Source organism: Pseudomonas sp. NPDC087358 (assembly GCF_044900785.1).
Lineage (GTDB): Bacteria > Pseudomonadota > Gammaproteobacteria > Pseudomonadales > Pseudomonadaceae > Aquipseudomonas.
Genome location: NZ_JBJDOA010000012.1, coordinates 175,331 through 190,668 on the forward strand (window position 1 = coordinate 175,331; position 15,338 = coordinate 190,668).

General features: G+C 61.3%; 15 protein-coding genes and 1 tRNA gene. 5 read left to right on the forward strand and 11 right to left on the reverse strand.

The genetic code is table 11. From position 1 onward, the window contains the following. Positions 1-322: 322 nt before the first annotated feature. From ACI2KS_RS24185 to ACI2KS_RS24195, 3 genes are all read left to right on the forward strand, one after another. Positions 323-1,528 (forward strand): acetyl-CoA C-acetyltransferase, encoded by a 1,206-nt coding sequence (locus ACI2KS_RS24185; protein WP_404623531.1) that lies wholly within the window; start codon positions 323-325, stop codon positions 1,526-1,528. A gap of 72 nt (positions 1,529-1,600) precedes the next feature. Next, positions 1,601-3,742 carry a 3-hydroxyacyl-CoA dehydrogenase NAD-binding domain-containing protein gene (locus tag ACI2KS_RS24190; RefSeq protein WP_404623532.1) on the forward strand — a complete coding sequence of 714 codons (2,142 nt, stop codon included), beginning with the start codon at positions 1,601-1,603 and terminating at the stop codon, positions 3,740-3,742. A gap of 250 nt (positions 3,743-3,992) precedes the next feature. Continuing rightward, complete coding sequence (locus ACI2KS_RS24195) at positions 3,993-4,715, forward strand: amidotransferase (RefSeq protein WP_404623533.1); 723 nt, start codon at positions 3,993-3,995, stop codon at positions 4,713-4,715. Between the two features lie 132 nt (positions 4,716-4,847). Here ACI2KS_RS24195 and ACI2KS_RS24200 read toward each other — a convergent pair whose 3' ends face one another. From ACI2KS_RS24200 to ACI2KS_RS24245, 10 genes are all read right to left on the reverse strand, one after another. Beyond that, positions 4,848-5,819: a magnesium and cobalt transport protein CorA gene (locus ACI2KS_RS24200; RefSeq protein ID WP_404623534.1), complete on the reverse strand. Its 972-nt coding sequence runs from the start codon at positions 5,817-5,819 to the stop codon at positions 4,848-4,850. A gap of 74 nt (positions 5,820-5,893) precedes the next feature. Further along, complete coding sequence (locus ACI2KS_RS24205; RefSeq protein WP_404623535.1) at positions 5,894-6,670, reverse strand: lysophospholipid acyltransferase family protein; 777 nt, start codon at positions 6,668-6,670, stop codon at positions 5,894-5,896. Positions 6,671-6,873: 203 nt separating this feature from the next. After that, entirely contained in the window at positions 6,874-7,563 is a 690-nt protein-coding gene (locus ACI2KS_RS24210) for a crotonase/enoyl-CoA hydratase family protein (protein WP_404623536.1), read from the reverse strand. Positions 7,564-7,710: 147 nt separating this feature from the next. Further along, the gene (locus ACI2KS_RS24215; RefSeq protein WP_404623537.1) at positions 7,711-8,004 is read right to left on the reverse strand and encodes a DUF6388 family protein; all 294 of its coding nucleotides are present in this window, start codon (positions 8,002-8,004) and stop codon (positions 7,711-7,713) included. Positions 8,005-8,181: 177 nt separating this feature from the next. Further along, a complete protein-coding gene (locus tag ACI2KS_RS24220; protein WP_404623538.1) occupies positions 8,182-9,684 on the reverse strand; it encodes a purine-cytosine permease family protein in 1,503 nt (500 codons plus the stop codon). A gap of 197 nt (positions 9,685-9,881) precedes the next feature. After that, a complete protein-coding gene (locus tag ACI2KS_RS24225; protein WP_404623540.1) occupies positions 9,882-10,277 on the reverse strand; it encodes a YybH family protein in 396 nt (131 codons plus the stop codon). Positions 10,278-10,508: 231 nt separating this feature from the next. Continuing rightward, the gene (locus tag ACI2KS_RS24230) at positions 10,509-10,931 is read right to left on the reverse strand and encodes a DUF4124 domain-containing protein (RefSeq protein ID WP_404623541.1); all 423 of its coding nucleotides are present in this window, start codon (positions 10,929-10,931) and stop codon (positions 10,509-10,511) included. 68 nt (positions 10,932-10,999) lie between these two features. After that, on the reverse strand, positions 11,000-11,485 hold the full coding sequence (locus ACI2KS_RS24235; RefSeq protein ID WP_404623542.1) for a helix-turn-helix domain-containing protein: 486 nt from the start codon (positions 11,483-11,485) through the stop codon (positions 11,000-11,002). A 370-nt stretch (positions 11,486-11,855) separates the two neighbouring features. Next, positions 11,856-11,945, reverse strand: a tRNA-Ser gene (locus ACI2KS_RS24240). Positions 11,946-12,110: 165 nt separating this feature from the next. Next, positions 12,111-12,860, reverse strand: a complete 750-nt coding sequence (locus ACI2KS_RS24245) for a 3-oxoacyl-ACP reductase family protein (protein WP_404623543.1) — start codon at positions 12,858-12,860, stop codon at positions 12,111-12,113. Between the two features lie 120 nt (positions 12,861-12,980). On the opposite strand from ACI2KS_RS24245, the gene ACI2KS_RS24250 reads away from it, so the two are divergent. Beyond that, on the forward strand, positions 12,981-13,913 hold the full coding sequence (locus tag ACI2KS_RS24250) for a LysR family transcriptional regulator (RefSeq protein WP_404623553.1): 933 nt from the start codon (positions 12,981-12,983) through the stop codon (positions 13,911-13,913). A gap of 109 nt (positions 13,914-14,022) precedes the next feature. After that, positions 14,023-14,583 (forward strand): cysteine hydrolase family protein, encoded by a 561-nt coding sequence (locus ACI2KS_RS24255; protein WP_404623544.1) that lies wholly within the window; start codon positions 14,023-14,025, stop codon positions 14,581-14,583. Positions 14,584-15,129: 546 nt separating this feature from the next. On the opposite strand, the gene ACI2KS_RS24260 is transcribed toward ACI2KS_RS24255, so the two are convergent. Then, positions 15,130-15,338 (reverse strand): hypothetical protein (locus tag ACI2KS_RS24260; RefSeq protein WP_404623545.1); only part of this gene is annotated, 209 nt, incomplete at its 5' end.

Here is a 15,338-nt window from a genome sequence, read left to right on the forward strand (position 1 = left end):
TAATGCGCCTCTGCTACTGACTTAACCTTAGAGGCGGCGTGCGGCGCGGCTTAGATCTGTTCACTATGAATAAGCGACCAATACTGCATGTTTCTGGAATAAGTCAGTTCGCCATCGCCCATCGGTTCCCTTGCTAGACGCCTTGGCGCATGTCGCGACTACTCCAATAAGTCACTACCGTTCGTCCGAGCCCGAAATTTCCTACAACCAGCTACCCTTCTTCACAGTCAAGCCACCTGAGCACTTTGATCATTGCAAGCATCCGTATGAGCGTTATGGTGGCGGCACAACGAGAAAATCCAGCAGGGCAGCGAGGGGTACGATGACCGAGGCTTTTATTTTTGATGCATTGCGCACTCCCCGGGGCAAGGGCAAGGCCGATGGTTCGCTTTACAGCGTCAAGCCAGTGACCCTGGTGGCCGGGCTTCTGAGCAAGTTGCAGATGCGTAACCAACTGGACACCAGCCAGGTCGATGACATTGTGCTCGGTTGCGTGACCCCGGTGGGGGATCAGGGCGCAGACATCGCCAAGACCGCTGCATTGGTTGCGGACTGGGCCATCAGTGTGGCCGGCGTGCAGATCAACCGCTTCTGCGCTTCGGGGCTTGAGGCGGTCAACCTGGGCGCCATGAAGATCGCCTCCGGCTTCGAAGATCTGGTGGTAGTCGGCGGCGTCGAGTCGATGTCGCGGGTGCCGATGGGCAGCGACGGCGGTGCCTGGGTGCTCGACCCGCAGACCAACCTGCACACGCATTTCACCCCGCAAGGCATCGGTGCCGACCTGATCGCCACCCTGGAAGGTTTCAGCCGCGACGATGTCGACCGCTACGCGCTGCACTCCCAACAGAAGGCGGCGCGGGCCCGAGACAACGGCGCGTTCGAGCGCTCACTGGTGGCGGTCAAGGATCAGAACGGCATGCTCTTGCTTGACCATGATGAGTTCATCCGCGCCGACTCCACGCTCGAAGGCCTGGGCAAGCTCAAGCCCAGCTTCCAGGCCATTGGCCAGATGGGCTATGACGCTACCGCGTTGCGGGTCTACAGCCGTGTCGAGCGCATCGAGCATGTGCATACGCCTGGCAACAGCTCCGGCATCGTCGATGGCGCCGCGTTGATGCTTGTGGGGTCCGCGCAAAAAGGTCAGGAACTGGGTCTGCAGCCGCGCGCCCGGATCGTCGCTACCGCGGTCACCAGCACCGATCCGACCATCATGTTGACCGGGCCGGCACCGGCTACACGCAAGGCGCTGGCGCGGGCGGGGCTGAAGATTCAGGACATCGACCTGTTCGAGGTCAACGAGGCGTTTGCCTCGGTGGTGCTCAAGTTCATCAAGGACATGGGCGTGGACCCGGACAAGGTCAACGTCAACGGGGGGTCGATCGCCTTGGGCCATCCACTCGGGGCCACCGGTTGCATGATCCTCGGCACTCTGCTTGACGAGCTGGAGGCCCGCCAGCTGCGCTATGGTCTGGCAACCCTGTGTGTCGGCGGCGGTATGGGGATTGCCACGATCATCGAGCGGGTGTAGCCGCACGGCTTCGGTGAGCGATGCGACGCTGGCAAATCCCTTCATAAAAACAGTTTCAGGAAGAACGACCGCATGACTGATGCCATCCATTACCACATCGGCCCCGATCAGATCGTCACGCTGACCCTGGACATGCCCGGTCAGCAGGCCAACACCATGAACGCGGTGTATCGCCAGGCCATGGCCGAAACCCTCGTCCGGCTGCAGGCAGACAAGGATGAAATCATCGGGGTGATTCTTCGTTCGGCGAAAAAGACCTTCTTTGCCGGCGGTGATCTCAATGAGCTGGTCCAGGTCGATGCCTCTGCAGCCCATTGGTTTTATCACATGACGCTGGAACTCAAGGCACAACTGCGGGCCCTGGAAACCTTTGGCAAACCGGTGGTGGCAGCGATCAATGGCGCGGCGTTGGGCGGCGGCTGGGAGTTATGCCTGGCCTGCCATCAGCGCATTGCCATCGATGACCGACAGGTGCGCCTGGGCTTGCCGGAAGTCACCCTGGGTCTGCTGCCCGGTGGCGGCGGCACGGTGCGTCTGGTGCGCATGCTGGGGCTGGAAAAGGCCCTGCCGTTGCTGATGGAGGGCCGGACCCTGAGCGCGCAACAGGCCTTGAAGGCAGGGCTGGTCGATCAACTGGCCAGCGATGCCGATGACCTGCTGGCCAAGGCGCGTCAGTGGATTGTGGCCAATCCCACGCCAAGCAAGGCCTGGGACCAGCCGGGTTTTCAGATCCCCGGGGGTGGGCCGTCGCATCCGAAGGTCGCGCAGATGCTGGCCATCGCACCGTCGATCCTGCGCAGCAAGACCCAGGGTTGTTATCCGGCGCCGGAGAAAATCCTCGCAGCGGCCGTCGAGGGCGCCCAGGTGGACTTTCATACCGCCGAGAAGATCGAGGCACGGTATTTCACCCAGCTCACCACCGGGCAGATCGCCAAGAACATGATCGGCACCTGGTTTGGGCTCAACGAACTCAATGCCGGCCAATCGCGGCCCAAGGCGCCGCCGGTGTACCACATGCGCAAGGTCGGCATACTCGGCGCCGGCATGATGGGCGGCGGGATCGCCTATGTGACGGCGCTGGCCGGTGTCGATGTGGTGCTCAAGGACGTCAACCTGGCCGCCGCACAGAAGGGCAAAGACTATTCGGTGAGGCTGCTGGACAAGCAAGTCGCCAGCGGCAGGATGGCCCCTGAAAAGCGTGACGCGGTGCTGGGGCGGATCAAGACCACTGGCCGCGACAGTGATCTGGAAGGCTGCGATCTGATCATCGAGGCAGTGTTCGAAGACCGCGAACTCAAGGCGCAGGTCAGCTCCGCGGCCGAGCAGGTGGTGGTGCCCTACGCGGTGATTGCATCCAATACCTCGACCTTGCCTATTACCGGGCTGGCCAAAGCGGTCAGTCGTCAGGAGCGGTTCGTCGGCATGCATTTTTTCAGTCCGGTGGAGAAGATGCGTCTGGTGGAAATCATCAAGGGCGCGCGGACCAACGACATGACCCTGGCGCGTGCCTTTGACTTCGTACAGCAGATCAACAAGACGCCGATCGTGGTCAACGACGCTCGCGGGTTTTTCACCTCGCGGGTTTTCGCCACCTACACCAACGAAGGCATCGCCATGCTGGGCGAGGGCGTGTGTGCGGTGATGATCGAAACCGAGGCGCGCAAGGCGGGGATGCCGGTGGGACCGCTGGCGGTGTCCGATGAAGTGTCGTTGAGCCTGATGAGCCACATCCGCGAACAGGCGCGCAAGGATCTGGCCGAGCAGGGCCAGACGCCGGCCGAGCATCCGGCCAGCGCCGTGATCGATCTGTTGGTCAACGAGTACAAGCGCGCCGGCAAGGCGGCCGGTGGTGGTTTCTACGATTACCCCGAAGGCGCGCCCAAGCGGCTGTGGCCCGAACTGGCGGCGCGATTCGAAAAGCCCGATGCGCAGATTGCAGGTCAGGAGATACGCGACCGCCTGCTGTTCATCCAGGCGATCGAAACCGTGCGCTGCGTCGAGGAGGGCGTGCTGCGCTCAACCATCGACGCCAACATCGGCTCGATATTCGGCATCGGCTTTCCGGCCTGGACCGGCGGCGCGCTGCAGTTCATCAATCAATACGGGCTCAAGGATTTCGTGGCCCGCGCGCAGTATCTGGCCGAACACTATGGCGAGCGCTTCGAGCCACCGGCGCTGCTGCTGGACAAGGCCCTGAACGGCCAGGTGTTCTGAGCAAGTCCGAAACGCTGGACTGGCAGATAAACACGACCCTGTAGCCGTCCGGCTGGCCGGCGAGAGCCGTCTTGCGCAGATCATCGCCGGCAAGCCGCGCGGCTACGGGAGTTTCGCCGCAAGGCAGCGATGCTTCCGACGACGGCTCAGCGGCATTCAGCGCTGTGGCACAAACGGCCCTTGCCTTGCCTCGGCCTTCAAGGCAGGCTTGGGCGTGCGCATTTTCGCCTTTGTCGCTTCAGGTATTTTTATGTCGTTACGCATCTGTATTCTGGAAACCGACGTCCTTCGCCCGGAACTGGTCGATCAGTATCAGGGTTATGGGCGCATGTTCCAGTCGCTGTTTTCCCGTCAGCCGATCCCGGCCGAATTCGTCGTCTATAACGTGATGCAGGGTGACTATCCCCCTGATGGCGAGCGCTTCGATGCGTACCTGATCACAGGTTCCAAGGCTGACTCCTTTGGCACCGACCCGTGGATTGAGACCCTGAGGACCTATCTGCTCGAGCGCTATAGCCGTGGCGACAAGTTGCTCGGCGTCTGCTTCGGCCATCAGTTGCTGGCGCTGTTGCTGGGCGGCAAGACCGAGCGGGCGACGCAGGGCTGGGGTGTGGGTATTCATCACTACGACCTGGCGCCGGCCCAGGCGTGGATGACCCCGGCGATGGACAAGCTGACCCTGCTGATCAGCCATCAGGATCAGGTCACCGCGTTGCCAGAAGGCGCAACGGTGATTGCCTCCAGCGAGTTCTGCCAGTTCGCCGCCTATCACATCAATGATCAAGTGCTGTGCTTCCAGGGCCATCCGGAGTTCATCCACGATTACTCGCGCACGCTGCTCGATATTCGACAGGATGCGCTGGGCGAGCAGGTCTATAGCAAAGGCATCGCCAGCCTTGAGCAAGAACATCACGGCACTACGGTCGCCGAGTGGATGATGCGATTTGTGGCAAACAAGCCGCAAGTCGCCTGATTTTCAGTGGCTGGCCTCAGCCCTGTAGCAGTACGGCTTGCCGGCGGTGGGATCCTCAGTAAGCCACCGCGGGCAAGCCGTGCTGCTACAGGGCTGTATCGGGTCAGAGAAACAGCGCATCGGCCGCAGGATCTACAACCATCCCGACCGCTTAAAGCTGGCAAACAAGATTGCGCAGCCACCCACGATCACCCCCAGCACGGCGAAATAACCGTAATGCCAGCTCAGCTCCGGCATGTTCTGGAAGTTCATCCCGTAGATCCCGGCAATGGCCGTTGGAAACGCCAGAATCGCGGCCCAGGCGGCGAATTTGCGCTGGGTCAGGCTTTGCCGTGAAGACTCCAGCAGCAGGCCGATCTCGATGGTCTGGCTGGCGATGTCGCGCAGGTTGGCAAGGTCCTCCATCTGCCGCTTGACGTGGATCTCGACGTCGCGAAAGTAGGGGCGCATGTTCTTGTCGATGAACGGGAAGCTGAGCTTTTGCAGCTCCTCGCCAATCTCGACCATGGGCGATACATAGCGCCGCAGGCGCAGCAGATCGCGGCGCAGGCTGTGGATGCGGTGGATGTCGGCCTCGTTGAGCTCGGTGCTCAGTACGCTGTGCTCAAGCTCCTCCAGCTCGCAATGAATGGCCTCGGTCACCGGCTGGTAGTTTTCGGTGACGAAGTCGAGCAGCGCGTAGAGCACGAAATCTTCGCCGTGCTCGAGCAGCAATGGCCGAGCCTCGCAGCGTTGGCGTACCAGTCCATAGGACTTCGAATCGCCATTGCGCGAGGTGATGATGTAGCCCTTGCCGGCGAAGATATGGGTTTCGATGAAGATCAGCTTGCCGTTCTCGCGGATGGGCGCGTAGGTGACGATAAACAGCGCGTCGCCGAAGGTTTCAAGCTTGGGCCGGCTGTGAATTTCCAGCGCATCCTCGATGGCCAGTTCGTGCAGGCAGAACTGCTTTTGCAGCGAGGCCAGTTCCTGGGCGTTGGGTTGCTCCAGGCCAATCCAGACGAAATGCCCAGGCTTTGCGGCCCAGGCGGCACCTTCGTCGAGGGTGATATTGGTGACTTTTTTTCCGGCGCTGTAAACCGCGGCAGCAACAACTCGACCCATGGTGATGTGCTTCTTCTTTTGAGGGTGACTGACACGCAGCTTAGCGTGCTCCACCTTCTCAGAGTCGGCGAAATTCAGCGAGTTCGAGGGTTTTGTGCAAGCTGTTCAGCCGCGGTTTGGGCAAGCGGTCCAGGCGTGCGCAATTGCGTGTCCATCTGCTCGATGCACTGCTGCATCTGGCCGTGGCAGCGTTCTATCAGCGCCGGGATGTCTTCGCAGGTGAGGCCGGCCGTGGGCAGGGCGGGCAGCGCGCGGATCATCACCTGGCCGCTGTCCCAGGCATTGAGGCGCATGTCGCGCACGTAGGTGCTGACGCACACCGGGACGATCGGCACGCCCGCCTCGATAGCCATCTGGAAGGCGCCACGCTTGAACGGCAACAGGCCCTTGCCAAGGTTGCGGGTGCCTTCAGGGAATACCCAGATCGAGGTGTCCTTGTGTTGCAGGGTCTCGGTGGTCTGCCTGATGGACAGGCGAGCCCTGAGGGGGTTGCCGCGGTCGATCAGCACATTGCCCGCCAGCCAGAACAACTGACCGAAGAACGGCACCCATTTCAGGCTTTTCTTGCCAATGCAGACGGTCCGCGGCGGCACGATGTTGCCCAGGATGAACAGATCGTAGTTGGACTGATGGTTGGCGACGATCACGCAAGGCCGACTGCCCTCGAACGACGGGCCCATCTGCGCGGTCAGGCGCAAACGCAGGATCCTCATGGCTGGCAGTGCATAAAGGCGGGCGCACAAGCGGCTGTTGTCAGGGTTGAACGGGCGGCACAGGCCGAGCAGCAGCCCTAGCATGCCCGCAACGATAAAGTGCAGTCCCATCAGCAACATACGCAAGAAAAACAGCATGCAGACCCCTCCGCGGATGAAAAGTGGCGAAGTGTACGGGTGTGCACTGAAGTCGGCAATCGGCGGGCTGACGGGTGGTTTCAGGGTGTTTGAGAAGATGTGTCAGAGGATTTGTTTCGGATAACAGCGCGGCTTGCCGGCGGTGACCTGTCCGAGGTGGTCACCGCCGGCGAGCCGCGCTGCTACAGAGGGTATCGTGTGGCTTAGAACTGATGCTGGCGATCCAGCTCGATAGCCTGGTCCAGGGTCTCGAGGAATGCCTTGCGGACCTTCAATTTGGTCTGTTTGTGCGCCTTCATGTTGATCTTCTTCAACTGCAGGGCCACGGTGCGAGCGGCGTCGGTGAGCTCTTCGGGGCTGACCACCTTGTCGAGGAATCCGGCTTGCAGCGCGCCCTTGGGGTCGTACATCTCGCCGTTGATCACCGAGCGGCCGAAGGCGCTTTTGCTCAGGCGGTCGCGGGCCAGTTCGATGCCGGCGTTGTGCATGGTCATGCCGATCTGCACTTCATTGAGGCCGATGCTGAACGGGCCTTCGACGCCGATCCGGTAATCGGCCGACAACAGCAGAAACGCCCCTTTTGCCACGGCATGACCGCTGCAGGCAACGACGATGGGGAAGGGGTGCGAGAGCATGCGCCGCGCTAGGGTCGAGCCTGCTGCCACCAGATCCATCGCTGCCTCGGGGCTCGACGTCATGATTTTCAAGTCATAACCGCCGGACAGGATGCCCGGCTGGCCGGTGACGATCACCACCGCGCGGTCCTTTTCTGCCTGATCCAGCGCCGCATTGAAGGCTGCGACGACGTCGTTGCTGATGGCATTGACCTTGCCATTGCTCAGGGTCAGCGTGGCAACGCCGTCGTCCAGCTGATAGGCGACCAAATCACTCATGGGGCGAGTCCTTTTTTGTTTTGAAGTGGCGCAGACGTTACCCACCCGCAGGGGCAAGGTAAAGCGCAAAGGGTGACCAGTGAGTCAGGAATCCGGGCCGCGTGAGGGCAGTAAAAGGGGCGACCCGGAGCAGCAGTGAAAGGCGGGTTAGCCCTCGAACTCGTTCAGCTCGCAGTATTCCTCCCAATCCATGTCCAGGGCCTCGGCAGCTTCCTTGTGAGCGGCCAGGCGCATTTGCTGATGCTGTTCCGGAGTTTCGGCAATGAATTGCAGCGCCAGGTCCCAGGTCGGGATGTTCTGCGCTTCGGCTTCGTCTTCAAATGCCCAGAGGATCTGCTTGTGCTGCTCCTGTGGGGGGAGATCGGCGATCTCGGCCTTCAACACCGGGTTGGTCACGATATATTTCGCCAGGGCAGCTTCGGTCCAGTCATTTGCGTTCATGCGAGGGTGATCTCCTGTGGGTCGAGCTGACGTTTTCTATTATAGGGATGCTGACGTGAGGCCCGATTGTGCGTGATGTCATCGCCTCATGCCAGCCAGAGCCGGTCCGTCGGTCGGTGCCGCAAACAAAAAGGGCCCGTCTGTTTGGCGGGCCCTTGATGCGATGGCAGCGTTGGATCAGCCGATGACCATCGGTTCTTTCACATTGCGGTGGGCATTGCTGCCCAGCAGCGGGTGCGGGCCATGTTCACCGTACACCCCGACAGGCTCGGGGAAGGTGCGCAGCAGCGTGATGTACAGCAACGCCGCCAGACCCAGGGTGATCGGCAGGCTGATGTCGATTCCGCCCGCCAGATTGCCCAGTGGCCCGACGAACTGCCCCGGCAGGTTGACGAAGCACAGGCCGATGGCCGCGCTCGGAATCCAGGCACCCAGCCCGCGCCAGTTCCAGCCGTTTTCGAACCAGTAATGGCCACCGCTCTGGCCGCGGGTGAACACTTGCAGGTCAGCCGGATGGTAGAAGCCACGGCGGATGATCAGGCCCAGCACCATGATCACGATCCATGGCGAGGTGCAGGTGACGATCAGCACGGCGAAGGTGGAGACGCTCTGCACCAGGTTGAAGGCGAAACGGCCGATGAAGATGAAGGCAATCGCCGCGATACCGATCAGAATCGTCGCCTGGGCACGGTTGAGCAGACGCGGGAACATGCTCGACATATCAAGGCCGGTGCCGTACAGCGAAGTGGTCCCGGTGGACATGCCGCCAATGATTGCGATCAGGCACACCGGCAGGAAGAACCAGCTCGGCGACACGGCCAGCAGGCCGCCGACGTAGTTGTTGTCGGTGATGTACTGCGGCGCCTGGGTGGCGACGATGGTGGCGGTGCACAGGCCGAACAGGAACGGAATCAAGGTGCAGATCTGCGCCAGGAACACCGAGGCCATGATGCGTTTCTTCGAGGTCTGGCGCGGGATATAGCGCGACCAGTCGCCGAGGAAGGCGCCGAACGAAACCGGGTTGCTCATGGCCAGCAGCGCCGCGCCGATGAACGCTGCCCAGAAACCTTCGCTGCCGTGGTTGACGGTGCCGGCAAAGCCCGCGTCGAAACTGCCGCTGAAGGCGAAGATACCAAGCAGAAACAGAGCGCTTGAGGCGAATACCGCGATCTTGTTGACCCACAGCATGAAGCGAAAGCCATAGATGCATACCACCAGCACCAGCACCGCGAACATGCCGTACGCGATCGCCAGCGTCAGGTCGTTTTCCGCCAGGCCGACCATGCGCTTGGCGCCACCGATCAACGCATCACCAGAGCTCCACACCGACAGCGAGAAGAACGCCACCGCCGTCAGCAGCGACAGGAACGAGCCTACGATTCGCCCGTGTACGCCGAAATGAGCCCCTGAAGAAACAGCGTTGTTGGTGCCGTTGAGCGCGCCGAAGAGCCCCATTGGCGCGAGAATGATCGAGCCCAGGACGATGCCCAGCAGGATCGACCAGACACCGGCCTGGAACGACAGGCCGAACAGCACCGGAAAGCTGCCGAGCACCGCCGTGGCGAAGGTGTTGGCACCGCCGAAAGTGAGGCGGAACAGGTCGATGGGCGATGCATCGCGTTGATCGTCGGGAATTTGTTCGACGCCGAAGGTTTCGATGCTGGTAGTGGGATGTGACATGACGGTTTCCTGCGCGCTGTCGTGTTGTTATGAGGCTGGCACCTGGGTGCCGCCCGTATTGTCGACCGGATCATGTCCGGCCGTGGCATTGGCAGTGGTCGGCAAGGCCGACCTTAAGGGTTGCGTGACGCGGGGCGTAATCAGTGTTCAAGGGTGCTGACGGCGGACTCTGATCGGTCGCTCGCCTGCCCGGAATATCAGGGTTGTGCCGACAAATGCTCGTGACAGGCCAACCAACGCTGGCCCTGATGACGAAAGACAATGGTCTCGCGTTCATTGAAGCGGCTTTCTTCGCTGCCGAAACGCACGTGGGTGGCCACCTCATGGATGAAAATCGCCACATCACCCTGCAGGCTGATCGTGACCTTGCTCGACTGGCAATCCAGCACGGCGAATCCGTCGGCTTGCCAGCCATTCCACACTTCGCGGTAGGCGGCGCGTGACAGCAGCGGGGCGGGCAAGGTGTAAAACAGGAAAGTGGCGTCTTCGCTGAAGGCTGCGAAGTAGGCATCGGTGTCGTTGCTGGCGAACGCGGCAATCAGCTCATTGGCTGCTTGCTGAACGTGTTCCTTGAGGTGCACGGTGGAGGTCATGGCCGTCTCGTTGTTGTGGTTCTGGCGATGGGGCATGACTGTAAGCAGCTCTCACATTCGGTAACATCGGCGCCGATAAATATTCAGTTCAGAAAAACCAGAAGTAAGCGGTGTTCGCGTGGGTGAGTCTTTAGCGAGTCGATCTCGTGCTTGTGCCGCAACACGGCTTGCCGGCGTGGCAGTGTCCAGTTCGTCGCCGCCGGCAAGGCGGACTGCTACAGGGGATGGACGTCAGTGAAACAGACTGCCCTTGACCGGCTGCCGGACCTTTCCACCCGAAGGGTCAAAACAGGCGCTGTCGTACATCGGCGCGACACAAGTGGACGGTACGCCGGGCGGAGGCGGGCGAATGCTTTGCAGGCGGTCGGAGATTTCCTTTTCATTGGTAATGATGATCTTCCTGCGCCGGCTGACCTGCAGGATTTCGGTGGCGTTCTTGTTGACCCGATGGGGGAAGTCGGCTTCTTCCCAGTCACTGGAAAGACGGGCGGCGGCAGGGCGGTGTAGCTGCGTCGTTTCACCGACATAGCTGGGGCAGGGCGTCGAGGCGAAGCTGACCTTGCCATCGCGGGTGATGCACTTGAACACCTCTGCATTGGCCGCGCCGCTAAGGCACAGCGCAGATGCCGCCAGTGCGACTGCAAACTGTTTCATTGAACCCCTCCCTGTGTGGCGCAAGGCTACCACTGGAGGAAGGGGGCTGTCAGCGCTGAGGTGCCGGGCTAATGGGTCTCGTGATCGACTTTTTGCACTTTGGCCAGCGCCAGGGCGGCGAACAGGTCGGCGTCTCCCTGCAAGACCCGCAAGTGATCCTCCATCGGGTTGCCGCTCAACTGCTGCTCACTGGCGTCGATCAGCCGCGTCACTTCGCACAGCGCATTGGCGGTGACCCACAGGCTCTGTCGTAACTGACCGATGATCCTCACCACACTCTGGGCGTTATCGCCATCTTCCGCTGTCTGCCCGGCCATCAGCGCCGTCAGTGCAGGCCCTTGCGTCCGGTTGCTCGAATCTACCCCGGTCACGACGCGGTTGATGTCGACACCCGCTGCCGCGACGCGGAACAGATAGTCGGCTCTGGGCAGACGTTGTCCGCTTTCATAGTGGCCTTGAGCGTTGGCTTCTACACCGCCTATGGCTCCCAAAGCGCTCTGCGTCAGATTCAAGCGTTTCCTTTCCTGTTTGAGACGTTTGCCAATACCGTTCATCAACCTACTCCTGCGAATTCGCGCCCTGTCTATGGTGCTGACAGGGCGCGCAATGGGGGCCGGAATACGGGCTGGGTGATCTTGCATGAAACTAGCCGCGTACTAAGTTGTCGCGTTAGAAAAGTCAGCAACGAATAGACCATAGCTGGTCAATTGAGTGGACGCGGGGCTTTCCGATGTTCTGCGGTTGTTAAAACAGCTCGGGGGGGAATACGCACGGGGGAATCTGTCGTATCGGATGGGTTGTTCACTCGAACGAGTGAAAGGTCACCCGCATGGGGTCATGGGGGCACGGCTTGCTGCGCGGACCCCGAAAACACAAAACCCCTGAGTTCTCGAGGAATCTCAGGGGTTTCGCTTACATCGAATGTGGCGGTGAAGGAGAGATTCGAACTCTCGATACAATTTCTTGTATACACACTTTCCAGGCGTGCTCCTTAAGCCACTCGGACACTTCACCGTATCTCTTCAGACGTTCAGTCTGTCGAGGCGCGCTAATGTAGTCGAAAGTTATTACGAAGGCAAAACTTTTTTTCAGAATTTTCATGCGCTTAAGCAGAAAAGCACCCGGCCCCGGTTCCTGTGAGGAGTCCGGGGCCGGGCGCGACGGGTGCAGGCCTGGTTCTCAGGCGCCGAAGCCGCCGTCGATGGTCAGGCTGGCGCCCGTGACGTAGCCCGCTTCCGGGCCTGCCAGGTAGGCAACCATGGCGGCGATTTCTTCAGCCCTGCCGTAACGGGGGATGGCCATCAGCCCCATGAGCGAGCTGGCGAAATCACTGTCGGCCGGGTTCATGTCGGTGTCCACCGGGCCTGGCTGAACATTGTTGATGGTGATACCGCGTGGGCCGAGGTCGCGGGCCAGGCCTTTGGTCAGACCCACCAGTGCCGATTTGCTCATGGCGTACACGCCGCCACCGCCGAAAGGCATGCGCTCGGCGTTGGTGCTGCCGATGTTGATGATGCGACCGCCTTCTTTCATATGGCGGGCGGCTTCCTGGCTTGCGATGAACACGCTGCGTACGTTGATCGCAAGTGTGCGGTCGAAATCTTCCAGGGTGAACTCTTCCAGTGGCGCGATGGCCAGTACGCCAGCGTTATTGACCAGGATGTCGACGCCGCCGAAGGCTTCCACGGTCTGGCTGACGGCGCTGCGAATCGCTTCGGCACTGGCGCTGTCGGCCTTGATCGCCAAGGCTTTGCCACGGCCGGAAGTGATGCTGTCCTGCAGTGCGCGGGCCTTGTCTTCGGAGCTGACGAAGGTGAAAGCAACCGCTGCGCCCTGTTCGGCCAGACGTTTGACAATCGCCGCGCCGATGCCGCGGGAGCCGCCTTGAACCAGTGCTACTTTACCGATGAGGTTGGTTGGGTGAGTCATGTTGATCTCCTGTAACCGTTGAGCAGTGAGTGGATGGACGTCAGTATCTGTGGTCGATTGCATCCTCGGTAGCCAGTAATCGCTATAGTCTGTGTAAACCAGAAGTTGTGAATGAGTACGATGGGAAACTTCAGCAGCATTGAATGCTTTGTGCGCAGCGCCGAAGTCGGCAGCTTCGCCGCGGCTGCCCGGCGGCTGAGCCTGACTCCCGCCGCCGTGGGCAAGAGCGTGGCAAAGCTGGAGGCCAGAATGGGCGTGCGGCTGTTCCAGCGTAGTACCCGGCGGCTGACCTTGACTGAAGCCGGTCAACGATTTCTCGAAGAGGTGCGCACCAGCTTCAACACCATCCAGAACGCCGTTGCCAATCTGGCCAGCGCCGAAGGCAGTCCGGCCGGCACCTTGAAGGTCAGCGTAGGCACTGTTTTCGGCTGTTTATATGTGGTGCCGCTGCTGGGCGAATTTTTGCGGCGCTATCCGGCGATCACCCCCGACTGGCACTTCGATAACCGCCAGGTGGACCTGATCGGTCAGGGTTTCGATGCGGCGATTGGTGGCGGCTTCGACCTGCCGCTGGGGGTTGTGGCACGCAGGCTGGCGCCGGCCCATCGCGTGCTGGTGGCATCACCGCAGTGGCTGCAGGCGCATCCGGGAATTGACCACCCCGATGATCTGAGTGAGTGCGACGCCATCGTGATTCGTTCTCCGCAGACCGGAAGGGTGCGCTCCTGGCCCCTGAGTCATCGCAGCCGGGAGCAGAGCCCTTTGCGCCTGAACGTGCGGATGACTTTGAGCGATTCCGACGCGGCGTGCCGCGCTGCCACACAGGACCTGGGGGTCGCGTTGGTGAGCATGCCATTCGCCTTGCCCTATCTGCGCAACGCTACGCTGCAGCGAGTGTTGCCCGACTGGTATGTCGAGGACGGCAATATCAGCATCTATTACAGTGAGCACAAACTGCTGCCGGGCAAGACCCGAGCGTTCGTCGACTTCGTGATCGAGCTGTTTGCCGAGCAGGATCTTGCCAGGCACTTCAGTGCGTTAAATAGCCAGTAACCGCATGGCTTGCCAGCGCTGGCGCAGGGAACATCGCGAGCGCCGGAAAACGGTGCTGCGACGGTAGCCGCAGTGCCTGTGTAGGTGAGCGATCAACAAGAGAGGAACAATGGACATCCACGACAAAGCCGCGCTGGTGATCATCGACATGCAGCAAGGCATCAATCACCCGAAACTGGGTCGGCGAAACAATCCTCAGGCAGAGCAACAGATGTTGGCGCTGCTTGCAGCGTGGCGGCAGAGCGGGCGCACGGTGATTCACGTCCGGCATTTTTCCCGTTCGCAGGATTCAGTGTTCTGGCCCCGGCAGTCGGGCGTCGAGTTCCAGCCTGCGTTCTTGCCGTTGGACGGCGAAGGGGAGTTGCACAAGCAGGTGCCGGACGCCTTCTGCCATTCGGCGCTCGAGGGATGGTTGCGGGCCGACGGGATCAATCAACTGGTGATCGTCGGAGTCGTGACCAACAACTCGGTGGAGTCCAGCGCACGCACGGGCGGCAATCTGGGCTTTGAGGTCATCGTGCCCCACGACGCCTGTTACACCTTCGACGGCGCAGACTATTTTGGTCATCCGCGCACAGCCGAGGACATCCATGCCATGTCCCTGGCCAACCTGCATGGCGAGTATGCGCAGGTGATGGCCACCGAGGAGATTCTGCGAAGCCTGGGATAGCGCCGTACCCGCGGCCTTTGTGGCTTTTCGATAGCGCTGGGCACACGGCCCTGTAGGAGTGAGCTTGCTCGCGATAGCGGCGGGTCATCTGCAGGTGATCGTTCCCGCGATCTGCCGGGCACCGGCAATAGAATGACGGCGCGGTGGGTCAGGGGTATGGCGTGTACAGGCTTGGCTGGCGCTTCGCGCCAGATCGTCGGCAAGGTGGAGCGCCACCCCGGCAGACTCCCACGCCCTCCGGGCAGAAGCGATCGACATCTGTTGCTGTGTGATTTGATTCTGGCCAGAGGCCGTGGGAGCTCGGCTTGCCAGCGATCTGCCGGGCACCGGCAGTGATATCAGGCGATGCGGTGGGTCAGGGGTATGGCGTGCACAGGGTTGCTTGGCGCTTCGCGCCAGATCGGCGGCAAGGTGGAGCGCCGCCCCGGCAGACTCCCACGCCCTCCGGGCAGAAGCGGTCGGCATCTGTTGCTGTGTGCTTTTGATTCTGGCCGTAGGCCGTGGGAGCTCGGCTTGCCAGCGATCTGCCGGGCACCGGCAGTGATATCAGGCGATGCGGTGGGTCAGGGGTATGGCGTGCACAGGGTTGGCTGGCGCTTCGCGCCAGATCGTCGGCAAGCCAGACTCCCACGCCCTCCGGGCAGAAGCGATCACCTCTCCTGCGCCGCCTGCTTTTGATTCTGGCCGAAGGCCGTGGGAGCTTGGCTTGCCAGCGATCTGCCGGGCACCGGCAGTAGAATCAGGCCACTCGGTGG

Excerpts from the sequence above, each read along its gene's own strand:
- ACI2KS_RS24185 (WP_404623531.1), top strand. The coding sequence starts at position 323 with ATGACCGAGGCTTTTATTTTTGATGCATTGCGCACTCCCCGGGGCAAG.
- ACI2KS_RS24190 (WP_404623532.1), top strand. The coding sequence starts at position 1,601 with ATGACTGATGCCATCCATTACCACATCGGCCCCGATCAGATCGTCACG.
- ACI2KS_RS24195 (WP_404623533.1), top strand. The coding sequence starts at position 3,993 with ATGTCGTTACGCATCTGTATTCTGGAAACCGACGTCCTTCGCCCGGAA.
- ACI2KS_RS24200 (WP_404623534.1), bottom strand. The coding sequence starts at position 5,819 with ATGGGTCGAGTTGTTGCTGCCGCGGTTTACAGCGCCGGAAAAAAAGTC.
- ACI2KS_RS24205 (WP_404623535.1), bottom strand. The coding sequence starts at position 6,670 with ATGCTGTTTTTCTTGCGTATGTTGCTGATGGGACTGCACTTTATCGTT.
- ACI2KS_RS24210 (WP_404623536.1), bottom strand. The coding sequence starts at position 7,563 with ATGAGTGATTTGGTCGCCTATCAGCTGGACGACGGCGTTGCCACGCTG.
- ACI2KS_RS24215 (WP_404623537.1), bottom strand. The coding sequence starts at position 8,004 with ATGAACGCAAATGACTGGACCGAAGCTGCCCTGGCGAAATATATCGTG.
- ACI2KS_RS24220 (WP_404623538.1), bottom strand. The coding sequence starts at position 9,684 with ATGTCACATCCCACTACCAGCATCGAAACCTTCGGCGTCGAACAAATT.
- ACI2KS_RS24225 (WP_404623540.1), bottom strand. The coding sequence starts at position 10,277 with ATGACCTCCACCGTGCACCTCAAGGAACACGTTCAGCAAGCAGCCAAT.
- ACI2KS_RS24230 (WP_404623541.1), bottom strand. The coding sequence starts at position 10,931 with ATGAAACAGTTTGCAGTCGCACTGGCGGCATCTGCGCTGTGCCTTAGC.
- ACI2KS_RS24235 (WP_404623542.1), bottom strand. The coding sequence starts at position 11,485 with ATGAACGGTATTGGCAAACGTCTCAAACAGGAAAGGAAACGCTTGAAT.
- ACI2KS_RS24245 (WP_404623543.1), bottom strand. The coding sequence starts at position 12,860 with ATGACTCACCCAACCAACCTCATCGGTAAAGTAGCACTGGTTCAAGGC.
- ACI2KS_RS24250 (WP_404623553.1), top strand. The coding sequence starts at position 12,981 with ATGGGAAACTTCAGCAGCATTGAATGCTTTGTGCGCAGCGCCGAAGTC.
- ACI2KS_RS24255 (WP_404623544.1), top strand. The coding sequence starts at position 14,023 with ATGGACATCCACGACAAAGCCGCGCTGGTGATCATCGACATGCAGCAA.